This is a genomic window from Larkinella punicea (genome assembly GCF_003334855.1).
Lineage (GTDB): Bacteria > Bacteroidota > Bacteroidia > Cytophagales > Spirosomataceae > Larkinella > Larkinella punicea.
The window spans coordinates 38,047-57,615 of record NZ_QOWE01000003.1 but is presented as its reverse complement, the minus strand read 5'-3'; the positions used below and the strand labels follow the sequence as shown (position 1 = coordinate 57,615).

Genomic DNA, 19,569 nt, shown 5'->3' with positions numbered 1-19,569 from the left:
AAAAGCGAAAGGGTAATGAATTAGTCCTATTTAGGATAATAATCGGTTGAAACGGCTAAAATGCCAAAACAATTAATGGGATTGCTGACTTCCATCGGCAATTCATTAGGCAAACCTGCCAACAAAAAAAGGGAGCCCAATCCTTCGGGCTCCCAATGATAAGCAAAATCAAGGTTATTTTCCTACATCCGGCTGTCCATACTTCTCGCGGTACATGTGGTACAACCGCTTGTGTTTGTCATCCAGATTGATGTGACGGCCCTGGATATACGCGTGTTCGATGACATTGGTGCGCATGTCCAGCAAATCGCCTTTCGAGACCACCAGCGTCGCGTGTTTGCCTTTTTCGAGCGTGCCCACCACGTTGTCGATGCCCATGATTTTGGCGGTCGTGGACGTGATCATTTTCAGCGCGTCCTCTTTGTCGATGCCCCCGAAACCGGCGGCTGTTCCGGCCTGAAACGGCAGGTTTCGCGTCCGCCAGTAGGCCCCGTCGTAGCTCAGACTGACCGCAATACCGGCTTTCTGGAGCAGTCCCGGCAGTTTATACGGCAGATACACGTCTTCGTCCTGGAGAGTGGGCAGGCGATGCATTGGCCCCAGAATCACGGCAACGTTGTTCTCTTTCAGAAAATCGATCACCCGACCGGCGTCTTCCCCGCCCACAATCACCGGTTTCCGAATGCCCATCTGTTTCGCAAATTTGATGGCTTCGATGATGTCTTTGCCGTAATCGGCCCGGATGTACAGGTTTTTCGTGCCATCGAACAGGCCCTTCATCGACTCAAATTTGAGGTTTTTCGGAGCCGGATTTTTCAGGGCGGCATAGGCCAGCGCGTCGGAAAACGTCGCTTTCAGAGCGTTGATGCTTTCCTGCCGCTGTTCGTTCTTTTTCAGACTGACCGAAAAATCCTCGAAATCGAAGCTGCGGGCAAAATACCCCGGCCAGGTCAGCCAGATACCGTCGTCGGCTTTCAGCACGGCATCTTCCCAGTTCCAGGCGTCGGACTGCACTACCGACGAACTCCCCGAAATGACCCCGCCCATCGGCATCACCTGCGTCAGCAACAAACCGTTGTTCCGGATGGTCGGAATCACCTCCGAATCCGTGTTGTAAGCAATCAGCGACCGGATGTTCGGGTTGATGTAGCCGGTTTCCTGAAAATCGACCGTGGCCCGAACCGCGCTGATTTCCTGCAACCCCACCGTCGAAGCGGGCGAAATGATGCTCGGATAGATGTGTTTTCCGGCCACATTGATCACTTCCGCGCCGTTGGTGGGCGTGTTGCCGTCGCCGACGGCCGTAATGATCCCCTTGTCGAACAGGATCACCCCGTTATTGATTACCTGCCCGTTGCCAACGTGAATCGTGGCACCCGTCAGGGCAATGGCCCGCGTCTGCGGCCCCGCCGGAGCCGGGTTCTGGGCAAACCCGCTGAGCGATGCCAGCAGGAGTATGGAGAGTGTTAGTTGTTTCATGGTTTTATAGTTTGCATTTTGCCCCATTCCCCTGCATTTGCCCCTAAATCCCCTAAAGGGGACTTTTCGCATCCGGAAGATGCTGCGTGCTGCGTCCAAGTCCCCTTTAGGGGATTTAGGGGCAAATGCAGGGGTTCTGGGACAGTTATTTTTCTGCTTCCCGTTCCTCCCCTTCCGCCATGACGCCTTCCACGTCTTCGCAATGCCACATCCGCTGACGGCGGAAGGTGGGCCGCTGGGTCGAGGCACCACCGGTTTTGGCCGATAACATCTTCTGAATCAGGCGGGCGCGTTCTTTTTGCAGGTCATCGCGTTTGCGGTCTTCGTCCTGCAGGTCGAAATAAACCGTGCCGTCGATGATGGTTTTTTCGGGCCGGGCATAGATCGCCAGCGGGTTGTTGTTCCACAGCACGAGGTCGGCGTCTTTGCCCGTCCGGATGCTGCCCAGCTTGCTGTCGAGGTGCAGGAGTTTTGCCGGATTGAGGGTTACCATTTTCCAGGCGTCTTCCTCCGACATCGCGCCGTATTCAACCGCTTTGGCGGCTTCCTGATTCAGTCGGCGCGCCATTTCGGCATCATCCGAGTTGATCGACACCAGCACACCCGCCCGCGCCATCAGGGCGGCATTGTACGGAATGGCGTCTTTCACCTCCATTTTGTAGGCCCACCAGTCGGCAAAGGTCGAGCCGCCGACGCCGTGTTTCGCCATCTTGTCGGCCACTTTGTAGCCTTCCAGAATGTGCGTAAACGTGTTGACCTTGAAGCCCAGCGAATCCGCCACTTTCATCAGCATGTTGATTTCCGACTGTACATAGCTGTGACAGGTGATAAACCGCTTCTTGTTCAGGATTTCGGCCAGCGCATCCAGTTCCACATCCCGGCGGGGCGGAACGGATTTGACTTTCTCCCTCGCACTCAGGCTGTTGTAGGTTTTCCAGGCACTGTCATACTCGCGGGCGCGGGTAAAATGATCGAAGTAGACCTGCTCCACCCCCATCCGGGTTTGCGGAAACCGAATCCGGACGCCATCGCCCCAGTTGGCCTGTTTGACGTTTTCGCCGAGGGCAAATTTGATAAAACCGTCGGCTCCTTTCACGAGCATTTCCTGCGGAGCTTCGCCCCATTTCAGTTTCACAATCGCCGACTGCCCGCCGATGGAGTTGGCCGAACCGTGGAGCAGTTGCGAGGTTGTGACGCCCCCGGCCAGTTGGCGGTAAATGTTGATGTCTTCCGAATTGATGACGTCGCTCATCCGCACCTCCGCCGAACTCGTCTGTCCGCCTTCGTTGATGGAATAGAGCGCGATGTGCGAGTGTTCGTCGATGATGCCGTTGGTCAGGTGTTTGCCCGTTCCGTCGATCACCTGCGCACCCGCCGGTGCCGCCAGACTTTTGCCCACCTGCGCAATTTTTCCGTTCTGCACCAGCACATCGGCATTGGGTAACACGCCGTCTTTCTCGTTGGTCCAGACCGTCGCATTCCGGATCAGCAAGGTTTGCGCTTTGGGTTTTTCGAGATTGCCCATGCCAATAAATGGATACAGCAATTTCCCGAACTGCGGAGCGGTTTTCTTCGCGGTATCCGCTTTGGCAATCGCCGTCGAAGAGAACGGTTGCGCCAAAACCGCCGTCCATTTCACGATCTTGCCATCCGGCATTTCGCCTTCGCCTTTCAGCGTCGTCCCCTCGCGGTAGCCGGTCAGTCGGGTGGTTCCCGGTTGTTTTTTATCCAGTTGAAGTTGCAGCGAAATCAGGTCGTTCGTTAAGGCTACTTTCGGCGTCAGTTTCACCGTATCGGCCATCACGGCATAGTCCGGTTTACCCGGTTTCCCGGAAATGTTCAGCTTGAGGTTGCTGCGGTCGCCGATGGTCAGGTTGTAGGTTCCGCGCAAATCAGCCGCATTTTTATCGGTATAGACATATTGTTTTCCGCGAATCCAGTTTTCCAGCACCACATTGTCGGCGTTGAACAGGTTGTCGGAGGTGATGATGAAGTTGGCCAGCAAACCCGGTTTCAGGCTGCCGACTTCGTTGTCGATTTTCAGGAGTTGGGCGGGGGTAGTCGTCAGGGCCGCCAGCGCCTGTTGCTCGGTGAGGCCGTATTCGATGGCTTTGCGGAGATTGGCCCAGAAGTCGGTTTTGTTCTTGAGGTTGGCCGTCGTCAGCGCAAACGGCACCCCGGCTTTCGCCAGCATCGCCGGATTGGCCGGGGCCATTTCCCAGTGTTTCAGTTCGGCCAGCGTCACATTGTCGGCATCCCAGACATCTTCCACGTCATAGGCTTGCGGAAAGTTCAACGGAACAATCAGCGAGGCCCCCGTGGCTTTCACCTCTTCGAGCCGCTGGTATTCGTCCCCGGCACTTTTGATAATGTATTGAATGCCAAACTCTTCGCCAATTTTATCAGCCCGAAGAACGCCCAGTTTATCGGGTACTTCAAAAACCGAGGGGATGGTTTGCAACTGGTTGAAAGCGTCGAGCGACAGGTTGGATTCGGTTGTTTTCCCGGCTTTTTTGTACCAGTCGGCGTCGTAATACGTTTGCCGCAACAGCGCCACCGCACCCATCGGCGAGTTCGGGTAGGTTTGAGTCGAGGTGCCTTTGCTGAACGAGTAATGGCCCGAAACCCGGTCGCGGATCACTACGTTGTTTTCCCGCTCATCAGCCAGCGTCACCAGCACCGAATTGCCCCGGGCAATGCCGTCGTGCGGGTGCGTCACCACCGCCCCGAAGCCCAGCTTCCGGAGTTCGTTGGCCTGGGCAACATTGGCTTTAAAAATCGTTCCGGCGTCGGTTTCGGGCTGAATGGCCTGGTTCCAGTTGAAGGCGCCTTTTTTGTTGGAGTCGTATTGCGGAACACCCCGGCCACCGGCTGGCGGGGTTCGCCGGAGTTCGGGCATCCCGTAGTCCGAGTCGATGTCGACCAGGGCCGGATAAATGCGTTTCCCTTTCAAATCGGCTACCACGGTTCCCGCCGGAATGCTGACGGTTTTTCCAACGGCTTCGATGCGCCCGTTGCGGATGAGTAAGGTGGCCCCTTCGAGGGTCGTTTGCGGATCGACAATCAGTGTCGCGTTGGTGAAGGCATACAGACCCGGTCGTTCGTCATAGACGCCATTCCGGGGAAAGGTTACCTGCGACCAGCCGATCTGGGCAAGACCCCAGGTCAGCATACCGGTCAGGAAAATTTTCCTCATGTAGGGAATTAGTTAGGTGATGAGAAAGGAAGTCAATGTTACAAATCTACGAAAGGAGTAACGTCATCGACCTATCAAAATGAACTAAATCCCGGCAATTTCCTTCCAGAATCAACTTTTTTACTCAGAAAATAAACGACTTATGATGAAAACAGGAAGTTTTAGGGACAAAACCGGATTCAGAAAGCCGACTTTGAACAAAACGAAGAAAAGCAATATCCTTGTGTCTGATCATTCTAATGTGTTTACAAATCGCCCTTAAATCCCCTAAAGGCCGGGCGGCCGGAGCCGGACTTTTGGCATCCGTAGGGTTCGCGTCCAAGTCCCCTTTAGGGCAGGGCTGTTAAGTTCTGGAAATTAGGATCTTTAAAGTTAGCAATATCGGTCCGCTTTTCGCCCCCAACCCCCTAAAGGGGGCTAAAACATCCGGATTTCGAAGCCCCCTTTAGGGGGTTGGGGGCGAAAAGCGGAAGAACTTAACAGCCCTGCCCTTTAGGGGATTTAGGGGCGATTTGCGAAGCTTACTTGCCTCTCAGCTCTTTTCTTTTCTCTTGCCAATCACCGGACACCGTTTAAACGGTTTGGTTCGATCGAACAGGTAGCGGTACGTCACGTGGGTCTTGACAATGGTCGAGCCTAACTGGCTGACAAACCGCACCATGATGGGGTTGAAATCGCCTACCCAGTTCATTTCCAGCTCGGTATATTGAAAGGCCGGATTGTGATCAGCTTCATGGGGCATGCGGAGGGCGATGGCCGCTTCGAGCCCTTTTCCCTGGTGGGCGGGTGCCACGCCAAACACGACCCCGAACGCTTTCCGGTTGGTTTTCCGTATCATGTGCCACAAAAACTTCAGTTTACCGACCAGATCAAGTTTGCCGTTGACGTGTTTGAACACTTGGTTAAGTTCGGGCAGGCAGACGAAAAAAGCGACGGGTTCATCGCCGTAATAGGCAAAGTAAATAATGTTCTCGTCAATGACCGGTTTTAGTTTCTGCATCAGCACCTGAGCCTGAGCAGCCGTCATTTCCTTGACGCCACTGTGGCCACCCCAGGCCGCGTTGTAGATGTGCCGGAATTGCTCAGCCGCTGCGGGCAGTTGCCGCTTGTCGATCGTTCGAAAGCTGTAGTCGGGGTTTTCGTAAATGCGCCGGGCGCGGTCTTTCACGGCCTGCGACATCCCGGTCAGCTTGGACCAGGTGGTAGGAATCCCGAACGTAAACTGTTTGAAGTAATCCTGAAAACCGTACTCCTCGAAAAAGGCAATGTAGTACGGTTTGGTGTAAGGCATACAGTAATTCGGCTCCCGGTCGAAGCCATCGACCAGCAAACCCCACCAGCGGTCGCGATCACCGAAGTTGATGGGGCCGTCCATCGCTTCCATGCCCCGGTATTGGAGCCAGGTCCGGGCCGTATCGAAGAGTAAAAATGCAGCCGCGCGGTCGTCGATGCACTCGAAGAAACCCAGTCCGCCCGTCGGTTGATCGTTATCGAGATTGGCAATATCCCGGTCTACGAATGCCGCGATCCGCCCAATCGTTTCCCGTTGGTCGTTCAACAACACGTACCGGACACATTCGCCGTTTTCGAACCGCTTGTTGCGGGCCGGATCAAAAACCTCCTCGACATCCGTGTCCAGCGGCCGGATCCAGTTGGGGTCGTTGCGGTATAAGCGCACCGGAAACCGGATAAATTCCTTCTGGTATGTTGCGTTTTGGCCAACCTCAATTACCTGCATTCAGACGTCGCATAATGGGCTGCAAAGGTACTCAGAAAACGGACAAAAGCCACCGACCCGGTGTTTCCGGCAATCAAAAACCGTTTTCCGGATGACACCGGGTCTGTTTTGACAAAGCCCCGTCAGGGGTTCAACAGCGCAGCGTCGGTAGAAGGACAATGTGAATCGCCGTCCCTGCGTGCCGTGAGGTACGCGACCATTGCGAACGGTTGTGTACCTCACGGCACACGAACGATCAAAACGCCCCTGTTTGCTACCGCTCCGGCGGCCCGGCGACGCTGCGCTGTTGATCCCCTAACGGGGCAAAAACGCGCTTTTTAATACCGCTCTTTCAGCAAATTCATCATAAACACATTGACCTCCCACTGATTCACAACCGGCATTTGCGTATACGGCAGCGTGGGCAAATACGGCGCGGGGCCAAACTCAGTGGTGACGGTCAGGACGGTTTGGGCGTCACGATGCGTTGCCACGACCTCATCCCACCAGTTCAGGTGCGCCTGAAGGACGTCGGCCCATTCCGGGGCACGGGGGTCGTTGACCTGCGGACCTTCGGGATGCCCCACCCGGCTGTGAATGTGGTCGGTATGCCGAATGGCGAGTTGAACGGCATCCTCCTGATTTTCGAGCAGCGATTCGTGGACGTTGCACCAGTGGGAAATGTCGAGCGCCAGCCGGATGTCAGGCAGTTTTTCGAGGTAATCCCGGGTGATATGAGCGGCAAACAGGGCTTTTCCCCGGTGTGTTTCGTGCGTGATCCGAACTCCGGTTTCGGCCGTAATCCGGTCGGCCAGTTCAAAAAGTCGACGGTTCTGTTCGAAGGTAAAAAAGTCTTTACCGGTCTGGCAATTGATGAACAACGGCCGGGCGTCGGTCAGGTGGCGCAGGTACTTTTCGTAATTGGCCGCGTGTTGGTCCAAATCGCTTTCCAGCGATTGCCAGTATTGCCCGATCAAGCTCAAACCGTGTTTGGCCAGACTGTCGAGAATGGCGTCTTTTTCAGCGGTCTCGAACGGCAGCGCCATTTCAACGCCATCGTAACCAGCGGCTTTCACATTCCGGCAAAACTGCTCGAAGGGCAGTGTATTTCCCCAGGCAGGGGCGAAAAACTGGAGGGTCATTTTTTTCTCTTTTATCTTTTTACCAAAAAATCCGCCGTTTCGGAAATCCCGGCTTCGGTTTCGGCCAGCAGATCACCGTCGAAAGATTCGATGGGCATATAGCTGCTTTCGTGAACGTCCTTATACGGTTTGTTGGTCGCCAGATTATACGCCGTGATGATCGACCAGCGGGGTTTGTCGGACAAATTGGCCGCCGACGCGTGCAGCGTGTTGCAGTGGAAAAACGCCGTGTCGCCGGGCTCCATTTCCAGGTATTCCAGCGGCATAATTTTCAGGGCTTCGTTCACTTTTTCCATGTCCGCTCCCACCTGCTCACCCGAAAAACCGTGTTCGACCCGGCCCATCTTGTGCGAGCCTTTGATCATCTGCAAACAGCCGTTTTCCTTCGTCGCGGGTGTCAGCGCCGTCAGCACGGAGAGCATGTCGGGAAACAGAAAACCGTTGTTTTTATACCAGTAACCGTAATCCTGATGCCACTCCCAGGCCCCGCCGGTTCGCGGTTCTTTCTGCATCAGCTTGGAGTGGTAATGGGCCGCCCAGCCACCCAGAATCTGCTCTACTCCTTCCACAATCCGCGCCGACCGGGCAAACTTGCTGTATAAACTGTCGTCCAGGGCATACCACAACGCCAGCTTGGTTTTCATCCCCGACGCATCGACGCGGTCGTAGGTTTTGGTACTCAAAACCGTATCACCTACGGCCAGGCTGTAAAGCCGTTCCACTTCGGCTTTGGAAAACAGGTTTCGCACGACCACGTAGCCGTCGCGCTGGTAAGTCTGGAGGTGTTCGCTGGTAAAAGGCATGGTTGTATGGGTGATGATAGAGATGAGACAAGAGAGAAAAGGCTAAGAAGCGGAGCGGTTTCAGCGTTTTGCCAGACGGGACTGAAACTGCTGCCAGGCCACCATTGTATTCCGCAGGTTGGTGGGTTTGTCGCCTTTCATGGCGTAACACTGCACCCCGATCGGTCCACGAAATTTCAGGTCCTGAACCGCAAACCGTACCAGTTCGTAGGTATCGAAACTGCCCGTTCCCAACGGCAGAATATACTGATTCCAGATGCCCGTCGGCCCGTTGTCCATGCCGGCGGCATCCACATCGTTCGCACCGCTGATGGTCATCATTTTCAGGTGCGGTTTCAGGGTCGTCAGCAAGCCTTTCCAGTCGCCCCGGTCTGCTTTGGGCGTCGTGGCCAGCCAATGACAGAGGTTGAACGTCAGCCCAACGTTGGGCCGGTCGATCTGCTGAACCAGCCGCAGCGCGTGGTCAATTTTTTCGACGTAAAAGCTGACATGCGGATAAACCGCAACCTGCAAATTAGCTGCTTTGGCCCAGTCGCCCATTTGCCGCAGTTGACTGACCACGATGGAGTCTGCGGTGACGGATGGCGACGTAAACCGTTTACTGTCACTGACAATAAACGGGGCCAGCACGGTTTTACTGCCTTTTAAGGCCCGGATATACGGTTCAATACGCGGGTCCAGCGTCGGCGAATCGAGGTTGATTTTGATGTAGAAATACGAGCCGGTAAACCGGTGTTTGTCCAGCGCGGCTTTCATGCCTTCGAACGAATCCAGGAGGTTGATTTCGACGCCGTCGTAGCCCAGACTTTTGATGAAAGCCACCTGCTGATCGAAGGTTTTGTAGGTCGAATCGCCCCGGATGGCGTTGTGCAGCACGAAGAAATGGTTCTGAATTTTCGAACCCTTCTGCGCCAGGACGCAACCGCTTAGCAATAATGCAGCGAAAAAGAACGCTAGTTTTTTCATAAGTTCTTCCTGATGAATTTACATCGCCCACTCTTTCCGCGCCAGCGGAGCCGCCAACAGCGCATTGGCGGCATTGTTTCCGACAAACAGTTCCTTCTCCGGATTCCAGGTCAGTTTTTCGCTGATCTGACAGGCAATCAGCCCGATCTGCGAAATCGAAATCGTGCGGTGGCCCACTTCAATCGGTTCCAGGGTTTTGCGTCCGGTTTTGACGGCATCCACAAAATCGACCTTGTCCCAGAGCGTTTTCGACAAATCCAGTTCGCTCCCGGTCGGCTTCGACGTGAGCAACGCCGGATTGCTGCTGCTGATGACGCCGGGATAATTATCGACCAGAATCCAGCCGTCCGACCCGATGTATTTGATGAACGGTTTGCTCGTTGGACTTTGCACACAGGTCATTTCAACGCCGTTGGCATAGCGGTACGTGACCGTGAAATTGATCATCGAGTTCCAGAGGCTTTTCGGAAATTCGCCTTTCCCTTCCACTTCCACCGGCCCTGAATATTCACTGTTGTTGGCCCATTGTGCCACGTCGAAATAATGCGCGCCCCAGTTAGCAATCATGCCCTGCGCGTAGGTGTCGACGCGCATCCAGTTCGGCCGTTTCTGGAGGTCGAACGGCGTGTGAACCCGCATGTCAGTATATGGCACAAAGGGCATCGGTCCCAGCCATAGCTCATAATCCAGTTCTTTCGGTACGGGCATATCGGCCTGCGCCGGAACGGGGTCGGGGTCCGACGGAAACGAGATTTCGATTTTCTGAAGCTTGCCGATGCGCCCGTTCCGAACCAGTTCAACCGCCTGATTCTGGAGACGAACCGAGCGGAATTCGCTGTCGGTCCGGTTCACAACGCCGTATTTCTTCAACGCATCGACCAGCGAGCGGCCCTGATGGACACTCATACTGAGCGGTTTTTCGCAACTGATGTGTTTTTTGGCTTGAGCCGCCAGAATTCCCATCGGCACGTGCCAGTAGTCGGGCGTCGAAATCATCACGGCGTCGATGTCCTTGCGGGCGATGATCTCCCTAAAATCGCGGTGGGTCGAACAGCCTTTGTAGGTTCCGCTGGCGGTTTTTTGGGCGTAGTGGCTTTCAACAGCCGTTTTGGCCTTGCCCATCCGCCAGCTATCCACGTCGCAAACCGCCACTACCTGCGCGTCGGCCACATCGAGCAGGCCCGGAATCCGCGCCCCAATGGTTTTGAGGTCGGAACCCTGAAGATTCTGTCCGTAGCCCTGGCGACCGGTTCCGATCAGGCCGACGGCGATGCGGTTGGAAGGCGCGTTTTTGCCGAACACCGAAGCCGGTACGATCGTTGGAATCCCTACCGCTGACACGGCACTGGCCGCAACGGCACTATTTTTCAGAAAATGACGTCGGTTCATGGTAAGGGTTTGATTTTGATGGTCCGAAACGCAACACTATGGCCGTGATCCTGGAGCAGAATGTGGCCTTCCGGGATGTCGGCGAAACCCGCATAGCTGTTAAATTTGCTGTCGGCCACTCCCTGCCGGAAGGCATCGGTGGTCCGGTTGGTGGTCAACACTTTCACGCCATCGAGCCAGTGTTCGATCTGGTTGTTGTTGACGACAATGCGCGACCGGTGCCAGACATCCATTTTCACGTCCGGTTTGGTCGCGGCCACCACATCGTAGATGGATGCGGTTTTAAGATCCTGCGGGAGCTTTTTCCCGTTATAAATATAGTCGGTATCGTCGATAAGCTGGTATTCGTACCCTGCCTGTGAGCCAATGGCGGGTTTGGGCAGTCGTTCCTCGATGAAATATTTCACCCCGCTGTTGTCGCCTTTGCCCAGCTTCCACTCGAATACCAACTCGAAATGGCGGTATTTTTTCAGGGTGACAATGTCCCCGGCGTCACCGGATTCGGCCCCGTCCTGGAGTTCCCCGCGTAACTCGCCGTCTTTCACGACCCAGCCTTTGGCGGGAAATCGGTCGGCGTAAGCACCCCGCCATCCGGTGGTGGTTTTGCCGTCGAAGAGCAGTTGCCAGCCCGCTTTCTTTTCGGCCGGGCTGAGGGTGTTGGCTGGTTGCGCGAGGGTCAGCGACGACAGGCCGATCCCAACCATCATGAGTTTCAGGGTGATTCCATTCATAGCAGCAAAATTCTGCTAATTTATTTCATTTTTTTGACAGCCCATTTGCAAATACTGTCACAAAATTTGCATCTTATCCTTTATTCTGAAAAAAGTTGCAAATCATACCTCATTCATCACCCGATGCGCCCTGATCGTCTCCTGGTTCCGCAACAACCCCACCGCTCGTTCGACTTACGACACGAGCGGCTGCCGTTTTTTACCAATCCGTGGCATTTTCACCCGGAAATCGAATTAAATTATGTCGTAAACAGTACCGGCATGCGGTTTATCGGACACACCATCGAGCGGTTTTCCGGTGGAGAGATTGTGTTGCTGGGGTCTAACCTGCCGCACTACTGGAAAAACGATGTGGTGCATCCGGAAGCAGAAAATCCGGCACCGGCCGAAGCCATTGTGGCCCGGTTTGCGCCCCAGTTTGCGGGTGAGCCGTTCTGGGAACTCCCCGAAACCAAACCGATTCAGCGGCTCCTGAACCGGGCCGGCATCGGCCTGAAACTCCTGGAACCGCTTCGGACGGACGTGGCCCGCCAGCTCGTGGCCTTGCTGGAAAACGAAGGGCTAACGCAACTGACCGCTTTGCTGCACATCCTCGACCAGATTGCCCACTCCGAAGCCGTGCTGCCCATCGCTCCGGGCTACGTTCCCAATCAGCAGGTAACCCGGCAAAGTGAGCGGCTCAGCCGGGTGATCGGACACCTGATGCAGCAGGTCGAAGCACCCGTTTCGCTGGCGGAAATTGCCGAATTAGCCAACATGAATCCGGCCGCGTTCTGTCGGTATTTCAAATCGCAAATGGGGCAAACGCTCACGCAGTTTGTCACCGACCTGCGCATCCGCTACGCCTGCGACCTCCTGACCCGAACCGATGAAAGCATTACGTTCATCAGCGAACAGTCCGGTTTTGAGAACATCTCCTATTTTGTCCAGGCGTTTCGAAAAAAGCAGGGCGTTACCCCCGCCCGGTTTCGGCAACGGTTACGCGGGGTGTAACCGTTGCCGAAACCGGCACTGCTAAAGCAGCCTTACAGACTTTTCAGGTAAGCAATACTCTGCGGCACCTGGGAGGCAATGCTGGGGCTCTCATCCTCAATGTAATAGTGTTCGACCCCCGCTTTTTTAGCGGCTTTCAGAACCGCTGGCAGGTCAATTTGCCCCGTTCCCAGGGCCACGTCGTTTTCTACCGGCGTGCCACCCGACAGGTTGCCGACAATTCCTTTGCGCAGGTCTTTCAGGTGCATCAGCTTGAACCGTTTGCCGTATTTGTTCAACAGCGCAACGGGGTCATGGCCCGGAAAAACCGTCCACAGAATGTCCATTTCGAAGCCCACATACTTCGGGTCGGTTTGCTGAACGATATAATCGAACAGGGTTCCGTCCTCGTGTTTCTGAAACTCGAAGCCGTGGTTGTGGTAACAGAACATGATCCCGAAATCGTCTTTCAGCTTCTTGCCAATCTGGTTGAAATCGGCGACGGTTTTCTTGGCCATATCGAGCGTAAACGGGCCTTCGTGCGGAATCCAGGCCACACGGACAAACTTCGCACCAAGGGTTTTGGCATTCTGCCCCACTTCCTGCGTTTTGTTGAGCGCATCGGGATACCCCACACCAAACGACGAACACTTCATACCGCGCTCATCGAGAAGTTTGCGCAGTTCGGCGGCTGTTTTTCCAAACAGATTCGAGAACTCCATATCGGTGATTCCCAGCGCCTTGATTGTATCGAGCGTGGCGGCCACGTTTTTCTGAAAACTATGTCGATACGTATACGACACCATGCCGGGGGCCTGCGGAAATAGCTTCTTCTGGGCGAAAACCGGCCCCAGACTAACCAGAAAGAACAAAGCGACTACGGTATTTTTCATTCGGTGATTAATTGAGAATGTACGTTTCGGTAAAAAGTCTTGAAAGGCCCCGATTTACTGTTCATATTGCGATCCTAACCACATCGGCAAGACTTTTATGAATACTACGTTTTCCCTGAAACGCGCCCTCCTTTTGCCGGCGTTTCTACTGACCGGGATCTTTTCCAATGCTCTGGCCCAGATTCCCAACGTGACCCGCGACCTGCTGAATCAGGGGGCCTATTTCAGAGCGTCCAATTATGACATCACGCCCATTTACACGATGGCGGGGCCGGAAGGCAAAATCCTGGGCTACCCCTATCTGGACACCACCTTTGCCAAAACGACGGTTTTGTTTTATCAGAACATCGCCAAACCGGGCGTTCAACCGATTCAGGAACTGGTCAACGTACCCGTACGCTACAATATCACGGCCAACGACCTCGAATTTCTGATGGACAACCGAACCGTGAAAGCCGTCAGCGGAGAACGCGTGAAACAGTTTATCATGGAGCAAAAAGGGCTGACGACGACCTTCATCAATGCCACCGAAGCCGGTGCCCCGGCGGCTATTCGTGGTTTTTTCGAACAGGTGAGCGACGGAAAGCTGAAACTCCTGATTCGCCACCAGATTTACGTCAAAAAACCTACCTACAACGTCGCTTTAAGCACCGGATCGAAGGATACCGAATTGATCAAGGAAGCCATCTGGTATACCAGCGACGGCAAAACGCTCACCAAATTCTCGCCCGGCCGCAAAGGTCTGTTGAGCATCATGAAAGACAAGGAAGAGCCGATCAATGCGTATTTAAAGGAGAAAAAACCGGATTTAAAAAACCGTACGGCCTTGATGGACGTATTTGCGTACTACAATTCACTGTAAAGGACGGGCCGCCGGTTTTTTGAAACTACTTTGCTGTTAACTTGCAGCCCAGTTTCACCTTCATTGACATTTCTTCATTCTGTTATGAAAAGCCGGCGTTCATTTCTCCGTTTGGGAGCTTTATTTCCACTGTCTCACTTTAGCTTGAAGAGCCTGCCGGGTTTAACGGGTAGTCGAATCGCGGGCCAACCCCTGGTGGTTTCCACCTGGGACAGTGGCACCATTGCCAATGGCGGAGCCTGGCCGGTATTGCAACGCGGGGGCAAAGCCATCGACGCCGTGGAGCAGGCCGGTATTGCGATTGAAAACGACATCAATTGCTGCGTCGGTCTGGGTGGCAATCCCGACCGCGACGGGCGCGTCACCCTCGATTCCTGCATCATGGACGACCAGTTCAACTGCGGTTCGGTGGCGTTTCTGGAACGCATCAAACACCCGGTTTCGGTGGCCCGGAAAGTGATGGACACGACGCCCCACGTGATGCTGGTCGGCGAAGGCGCACAGCAGTTTGCGGTAGCCAACGGTTTTGTGCTCGAACCCGGCACCTTGTCCGCCGATGCTGATAAGACCTACCGGAAATGGCTGGAAAAATCCGAATACAAACCCATCATCAACGTCGAAAATCAAAAACCGTCTCCTTCCAAAGGCAAAAAGGCCTTCGCGCCCAACAAACTAGAGGATGGAACGCCCAACCACGACACCATGGGAACCGTGGCCCTTGATGCGGCCGGGAACCTGTCGGGCATGTGTACGACCAGCGGCATGGGCTTCAAAATGCGGGGGCGCGTCGGCGATTCGCCCATCATCGGCGCGGGCTTGTACGTCGACAATGAAGTGGGTGCCGTTACCTGCTCAGGCCAGGGCGAAGAAGTGATCCGGATGTGTGGTTCGCATCTGGTCGTTGAGTTCATGCGCCAGGGAATGACGCCCACGGAAGCCTGTCGGCGGGCCGTCGAACGAATCATCAAGCGTGATCCTGTGAAAGCCAAAGACTTTCAGGTCGGGTTCATCGCGCTGAACCGCCGGGGCGAGGTGGGGGCGTTTTCGGTCCAGAAAGGATTCAGCTATACGGTCACTTCGGCTACCATTCAGAACAAAGTGTACAAAGCCGAAAGCTATTTTAGCTGATTCCGGCTGAACGTCCGCTTCGGAAAACCGCTTTCGGCAAATCCGCCGATCTTGTGGTAATGGCGGCTATGCGGTGCGTTTTTTTCGTACCTTTGCGCTTTCAAATCCAGACCCGATTCAAAGTGTCTTCTATCCTTCGTATTGCATTACAAAAGTCCGGGCGGCTGAGCGAAGATTCGTACCAGTTGTTCAAAGAGTGTGGCATCCGCTTCGACTACGGCACCGGCAAGCTGAAATCCGTTTCATCGAATTTCCCCGCCGAGTTTCTTTTCCTGCGCGACGATGATATTCCGGGTTACGTCGAAGACGGCGTAGCTGATCTGGGCATCGTCGGTGAAAACGTGGCCGTCGAATCGGCCCGTACCATCGACACCGTTCATCGGCTCGGTTTTTCCAAATGCCGTCTGTCGCTCGCCATTCCACGCGGAAACGAGTGGAACGGTATTCAGGACCTGAGTGGCAAAAACATTGCGACTTCGTACCCCCTCATTCTGGGAAATTACCTGCGCGAGCAGAACATTTCGGCGGATATTCACGTCATCAGCGGTTCGGTTGAAATTGCGCCGGGCATCGGCCTGGCCGAAGCCATCTGCGATATTGTCAGTTCCGGCAGTACGCTGTTGAGCAACGGGTTGAAGGAAGTGGAGGTTATTTTCCGCTCCGAAGCCATCCTGATTGCCCGTTCGACGCTGGAGACCGAAAAGCAGAGTTTGCTGGACAAACTGCTGTTCCGCATCAAAGCCGTTCAAGCCGCCAAGAACAATAAATACATTGTGCTCAACGCGCCAAACGTGGCTCTGGACCAGATCAAATCGCTGTTGCCGGGGATGAAAAGCCCAACGGTGACGCCCCTGGCGACCGAAGGCTGGAGTTCAGTGCATTCCGTGATCAACGAAAACGATTTCTGGGAAAACATCGAAGCCATCCGTTCCGCCGGAGCGCAGGGCATTCTGGTGATTCCCATCGAAAAAATGATTTATTGATTGGTAGACAAGAGAGGATAGACAAGAGAGAAAAGACGTTTCTGCGTTTGCTTTTTGTCTTTATTCTCTTGTCTATCCTCTCCTGTCTCCTCATGAAAATCCTTTCTTTTCCTCCGCGCACCGAGTGGCCCGCGTTGCTGGCCCGGCCGGTGCAGTCTACCGAAACGATTGAAAAAGCGGTTGCCCCCATTCTGGAACAGGTTCGGACGAAGGGTGATCAGGCGCTGGCGGAACTGTCTTTGAAATTTGACAAAATCGCCTACACCGGTTTGCCCTTCCAACCCCGCGACCTTGCAGCCGCCGAAAGCCAGCTTTCGGATGAACTGAAAACCGCCATTCAACAGGCCTACCAGAATATTCGAAAATTCCACGAAGCGCAGCGGCAACCGGTCGAGAAGATCGAAACCATGCCGGGCGTTACGTGCTGGCGTCGGAGTGTGGGCATCGAGAAAGTCGGGCTGTACATTCCGGGCGGAACGGCTCCCTTGTTCAGCACGGTTTTGATGTTGGGCATTCCGGCACAACTGGCGGGCTGCAAGGAGATTATTCTCTGTACACCCAGCGATCACCCGGCGATTCTGTATGCCGCTCAACTGGTGGGCGTAACCCAACTCTTCCGGATTGGCGGGGCGCAGGCCATCGCGGCAATGGCCTATGGAACGGCCTCGATTCCGAAAGTATACAAGATTTTTGGACCCGGCAACCAATACGTGACAGCAGCGAAAATGCTGGTCGCGAAAGAAGGCATGGCCATCGACATGCCCGCCGGGCCGTCGGAAGTGGCGGTTTATGCCGACGACACCGCCGTTCCGGCTTTCGTGGCCGCCGATCTGCTGTCGCAGGCCGAACACGGTGCCGACAGCCAGGTGTTGCTGGTGTCGACAAGCAAAAAAATGGTAACAACCGTCAATGTAGCCCTGACGACGCAACTGGAACGCTTGCCCCGGCGCGACCTGGCCGCCAAAGCCATCGAAAACAGCAAGGCCATTCTGGTTGAAACTCAGGAAGACGCCATCGATCTGCTGAACGATTATGCCGCTGAACACTTGATTCTGAGCATTGAAAATGCCGAAGCCGTGGCCGAACGGATTACCAATGCCGGATCGATTTTTCTGGGCAACTACACCCCCGAATCCGCGGGTGATTACGCTTCCGGCACGAACCACACCCTGCCGACCAACGGTTTTGCCCGCGCCTACAGTGGGGTTTCGCTCGATAGTTTTGTCAAGAAAATCACCGTACAGCACATTTCATCGGAAGGCATTCGCAACCTCGGACCCACGATTGAGGCTATGGCTGAAGCCGAATCGTTGCTGGCCCACAAGCGTGCGGTGAGTCTACGGCTGGCGAGTTTGGAATGAGGTTGGCAATAGATTTGTTATATTGCTTAAAATACAAAAAGCATGAGCCAGCTACTGATTGAAATCGATTCTCCAGAGGATGAAGCCATTTTACTGTCACTACTTCCTAAACTGAATGGCAGGGTGCTGGAAAAAAAGAACACGTAAGGCTCTCACTGAGAGATGTGTTAGAAGAACTTTCCAAAAGTGGAATTGCCGAGAAATATGGTGATCCATCAGAATGGCAACGACAAATCCGTAGTTGAATAACAAAGTATTTTTGATTTTATGTTTGATCTCAATACCATCCTCCGCCCCCACATCATTACGCTGACGCCCTACTCCTCCGCCCGCGACGAATATACCGGAAAAGAAGGAATTTTCCTGGATGCCAACGAAAACGCATTCGGTTCGACGCTCGACGGATCGACACTCGCTGGGTCGACACTCGACGGGTCGGCTTCGGAGGAACACTATAACCGCTATCCCGACCCGCACCAACTGGCGATCAAGGCCAAACTGGCACCCATCAAGGGCGTTCGGCCCACGCAGATTTTCATCGGCAACGGCTCCGACGAACCGATCGATCTGCTGGTGCGGGCGACCTGCACACCCGGTTCGGATTCCATCCTGATTCTGCCGCCCACCTACGGGATGTACGAAGTCAGTGCGGCCATCAACGACGTCCAACTGATCAAAGTACCGCTGACGCCTGATTTCCAGATCGATGTCCCGGCGGTTTTGGCGGCCATCCTGCCTCATACAAAATTGCTGTTCGTCTGTTCGCCCAACAACCCGACCGGCAACCTCATCGACCGGGAAGCAATCATTACGCTGCTCACCCATTTCAACGGATTGGTGGTGGTCGACGAAGCCTACATTGACTTTGCGGATACCGAATCGTTCACGGCTTTGCTGGATCAGTACCCCAATCTGGTGGTTCTGCAAACCTTCTCGAAAGCCTGGGGGCTCGCGGCCTTGCGGTCGGGCATGTGCTTTGCGTCCGAAGCCCTGATCGAGGTGCTGAATAAAATAAAACCGCCGTATAACGTCAGCGGCCCAACGCAGCAGTTGTTACTGAAAGCTCTCAATCAGCTACCGACCAAAGACGCGATGGTGGCCCAAATTCTGGCCCAGCGGGAAGAATTAATTGCGAAACTGCTCAATTTACCGTTGGTTCGTCACGTTTATCCTTCAGACGCCAACTTTATTTTGGTGAAGTTTGACGATCCTAAAGCGGTTTTCGACTACCTCATCGACCAGCAAATTATTGTTCGCGACCGGCATCGGGTTAAACTCTGCGAAGGCTGTTTGCGCATCACCGTTGGAACACCTTCGGAAAACGAACAGGTGCTGGCCATGCTGAAAACGTACGCAAACCGCTTGACTACAACCGTTTAAGTATCAATGAATCGTATGAAAAGAAATTTTTCTCTGCTGATCGTATTGTTGGTTGGCTTGGCAATCAGCCAGCGGGCCAATGCACAAACCAACAACTGGGCCATCGGTTTCCGCATCGGCGAACCGGCCGGGGTCAACATCCGGAAGTATTTCGGTGAAAACCACGCCTTCGACCTGAATGTCGGAACCTACGGTGGTATTTATGGCAACCGGCGCAGTTACCGCAAAGGGCTGTACAAGAACGTCGGTTTAACCGTTCAGGGGCATTACCTCTGGCACGGTGGCATTGGCAAATCGGAAACCCTGCATTATTATTTCGGCTTTGGCGGGCAACTGAACAGCCGGCGGTATTATCCGGATCAGTTCAGCCTCGTGAATGCCTACGATAACACGATTTCGATTGGCGGCTCGGGCGTTGCGGGTCTGGAGTATTTCCTGCCCAACAAACCCTTCTCTGTTTTTCTGGAAACCGGGGCTTACGTTGAAGTGATCCCCGCTCCGTTTTTCATGGGTTTGCAAACAGGACTGGGAATACGCCTGAATTTATAGGTTATTTCGCGGACGGGG

At 54.4% G+C, this 19,569-nt stretch carries 16 protein-coding genes; 7 read left to right on the top strand and 9 right to left on the bottom strand.

All coding sequences use genetic code 11. The annotated features are described in order from the left end of the window. Positions 1–174: 174 nt before the first annotated feature. From DUE52_RS03765 to DUE52_RS03730, 8 genes are all read right to left on the bottom strand, one after another. Positions 175–1,479: an amidohydrolase family protein gene (locus DUE52_RS03765; protein ID WP_114404921.1), complete on the bottom strand. Its 1,305-nt coding sequence runs from the start codon at positions 1,477–1,479 to the stop codon at positions 175–177. Positions 1,480–1,624: 145 nt separating this feature from the next. Continuing rightward, positions 1,625–4,675, bottom strand: a complete 3,051-nt coding sequence (locus tag DUE52_RS03760; protein ID WP_114404636.1) for an amidohydrolase family protein — start codon at positions 4,673–4,675, stop codon at positions 1,625–1,627. Positions 4,676–5,207: 532 nt separating this feature from the next. Next, on the bottom strand, positions 5,208–6,413 hold the full coding sequence (locus DUE52_RS03755; RefSeq protein WP_114404635.1) for a hypothetical protein: 1,206 nt from the start codon (positions 6,411–6,413) through the stop codon (positions 5,208–5,210). Between the two features lie 317 nt (positions 6,414–6,730). Continuing rightward, positions 6,731–7,534, bottom strand: coding sequence for a sugar phosphate isomerase/epimerase family protein (locus DUE52_RS03750; RefSeq protein WP_114404634.1), 804 nt, complete (start codon positions 7,532–7,534; stop codon positions 6,731–6,733). Positions 7,535–7,545: 11 nt separating this feature from the next. Continuing rightward, on the bottom strand, positions 7,546–8,337 hold the full coding sequence (locus tag DUE52_RS03745; RefSeq protein ID WP_114404633.1) for a phytanoyl-CoA dioxygenase family protein: 792 nt from the start codon (positions 8,335–8,337) through the stop codon (positions 7,546–7,548). Positions 8,338–8,397: 60 nt separating this feature from the next. Then, positions 8,398–9,303 carry a sugar phosphate isomerase/epimerase family protein gene (locus tag DUE52_RS03740; RefSeq protein ID WP_114404632.1) on the bottom strand — a complete coding sequence of 302 codons (906 nt, stop codon included), beginning with the start codon at positions 9,301–9,303 and terminating at the stop codon, positions 8,398–8,400. An 18-nt stretch (positions 9,304–9,321) separates the two neighbouring features. Beyond that, the gene (locus DUE52_RS03735; protein ID WP_114404631.1) at positions 9,322–10,692 is read right to left on the bottom strand and encodes a Gfo/Idh/MocA family protein; all 1,371 of its coding nucleotides are present in this window, start codon (positions 10,690–10,692) and stop codon (positions 9,322–9,324) included. Continuing rightward, positions 10,689–11,423: a 3-keto-disaccharide hydrolase gene (locus DUE52_RS03730; RefSeq protein WP_114404630.1), complete on the bottom strand. Its 735-nt coding sequence runs from the start codon at positions 11,421–11,423 to the stop codon at positions 10,689–10,691. Before DUE52_RS03730 ends, DUE52_RS03735 begins: the two co-directional genes overlap by 4 nt. Before the next feature lie 123 nt (positions 11,424–11,546). On the opposite strand from DUE52_RS03730, the gene DUE52_RS03725 reads away from it, so the two are divergent. Next, the gene (locus DUE52_RS03725) at positions 11,547–12,416 is read left to right on the top strand and encodes an AraC family transcriptional regulator (protein ID WP_114404629.1); all 870 of its coding nucleotides are present in this window, start codon (positions 11,547–11,549) and stop codon (positions 12,414–12,416) included. Between the two features lie 32 nt (positions 12,417–12,448). Here the strand turns inward: DUE52_RS03725 and DUE52_RS03720 are convergent, their stop codons facing one another. After that, a complete protein-coding gene (locus DUE52_RS03720; RefSeq protein ID WP_114404628.1) occupies positions 12,449–13,288 on the bottom strand; it encodes a sugar phosphate isomerase/epimerase family protein in 840 nt (279 codons plus the stop codon). 97 nt (positions 13,289–13,385) lie between these two features. Between DUE52_RS03720 and DUE52_RS03715 the strand changes: the two genes are divergently transcribed. From DUE52_RS03715 to DUE52_RS03690, 6 genes are all read left to right on the top strand, one after another. After that, positions 13,386–14,150 carry a hypothetical protein gene (locus DUE52_RS03715; protein WP_114404627.1) on the top strand — a complete coding sequence of 255 codons (765 nt, stop codon included), beginning with the start codon at positions 13,386–13,388 and terminating at the stop codon, positions 14,148–14,150. 84 nt (positions 14,151–14,234) lie between these two features. Continuing rightward, the gene (locus DUE52_RS03710) at positions 14,235–15,278 is read left to right on the top strand and encodes a glycosylasparaginase (RefSeq protein ID WP_114404626.1); all 1,044 of its coding nucleotides are present in this window, start codon (positions 14,235–14,237) and stop codon (positions 15,276–15,278) included. A gap of 122 nt (positions 15,279–15,400) precedes the next feature. Continuing rightward, entirely contained in the window at positions 15,401–16,261 is an 861-nt protein-coding gene (gene hisG, locus DUE52_RS03705; protein WP_114404920.1) for an ATP phosphoribosyltransferase, read from the top strand. A 92-nt stretch (positions 16,262–16,353) separates the two neighbouring features. Beyond that, positions 16,354–17,622, top strand: coding sequence for a histidinol dehydrogenase (hisD, locus tag DUE52_RS03700; protein ID WP_114404625.1), 1,269 nt, complete (start codon positions 16,354–16,356; stop codon positions 17,620–17,622). A 267-nt stretch (positions 17,623–17,889) separates the two neighbouring features. After that, the gene (gene hisC / locus DUE52_RS03695) at positions 17,890–19,002 is read left to right on the top strand and encodes a histidinol-phosphate transaminase (RefSeq protein ID WP_114404624.1); all 1,113 of its coding nucleotides are present in this window, start codon (positions 17,890–17,892) and stop codon (positions 19,000–19,002) included. A 15-nt stretch (positions 19,003–19,017) separates the two neighbouring features. Continuing rightward, entirely contained in the window at positions 19,018–19,551 is a 534-nt protein-coding gene (locus DUE52_RS03690) for a hypothetical protein (protein ID WP_114404623.1), read from the top strand. The last annotated feature ends 18 nt before the right edge of the window (positions 19,552–19,569 follow it).

What these genes read in the sequence shown, in the direction of transcription:
- DUE52_RS03765 (WP_114404921.1), bottom strand. Translation starts at nt 1,479, where the DNA reads ATGAAACAACTAACACTCTCCATACTCCTGCTGGCATCGCTCAGCGGG.
- DUE52_RS03760 (WP_114404636.1), bottom strand. Translation starts at nt 4,675, where the DNA reads ATGAGGAAAATTTTCCTGACCGGTATGCTGACCTGGGGTCTTGCCCAG.
- DUE52_RS03755 (WP_114404635.1), bottom strand. Translation starts at nt 6,413, where the DNA reads ATGCAGGTAATTGAGGTTGGCCAAAACGCAACATACCAGAAGGAATTT.
- DUE52_RS03750 (WP_114404634.1), bottom strand. Translation starts at nt 7,534, where the DNA reads ATGACCCTCCAGTTTTTCGCCCCTGCCTGGGGAAATACACTGCCCTTC.
- DUE52_RS03745 (WP_114404633.1), bottom strand. Translation starts at nt 8,337, where the DNA reads ATGCCTTTTACCAGCGAACACCTCCAGACTTACCAGCGCGACGGCTAC.
- DUE52_RS03740 (WP_114404632.1), bottom strand. Translation starts at nt 9,303, where the DNA reads ATGAAAAAACTAGCGTTCTTTTTCGCTGCATTATTGCTAAGCGGTTGC.
- DUE52_RS03735 (WP_114404631.1), bottom strand. Translation starts at nt 10,692, where the DNA reads ATGAACCGACGTCATTTTCTGAAAAATAGTGCCGTTGCGGCCAGTGCC.
- DUE52_RS03730 (WP_114404630.1), bottom strand. Translation starts at nt 11,423, where the DNA reads ATGAATGGAATCACCCTGAAACTCATGATGGTTGGGATCGGCCTGTCG.
- DUE52_RS03725 (WP_114404629.1), top strand. Translation starts at nt 11,547, where the DNA reads ATGCGCCCTGATCGTCTCCTGGTTCCGCAACAACCCCACCGCTCGTTC.
- DUE52_RS03720 (WP_114404628.1), bottom strand. Translation starts at nt 13,288, where the DNA reads ATGAAAAATACCGTAGTCGCTTTGTTCTTTCTGGTTAGTCTGGGGCCG.
- DUE52_RS03715 (WP_114404627.1), top strand. Translation starts at nt 13,386, where the DNA reads ATGAATACTACGTTTTCCCTGAAACGCGCCCTCCTTTTGCCGGCGTTT.
- DUE52_RS03710 (WP_114404626.1), top strand. Translation starts at nt 14,235, where the DNA reads ATGAAAAGCCGGCGTTCATTTCTCCGTTTGGGAGCTTTATTTCCACTG.
- hisD (WP_114404625.1), top strand. Translation starts at nt 16,354, where the DNA reads ATGAAAATCCTTTCTTTTCCTCCGCGCACCGAGTGGCCCGCGTTGCTG.
- hisC (WP_114404624.1), top strand. Translation starts at nt 17,890, where the DNA reads ATGTTTGATCTCAATACCATCCTCCGCCCCCACATCATTACGCTGACG.
- DUE52_RS03690 (WP_114404623.1), top strand. Translation starts at nt 19,018, where the DNA reads ATGAAAAGAAATTTTTCTCTGCTGATCGTATTGTTGGTTGGCTTGGCA.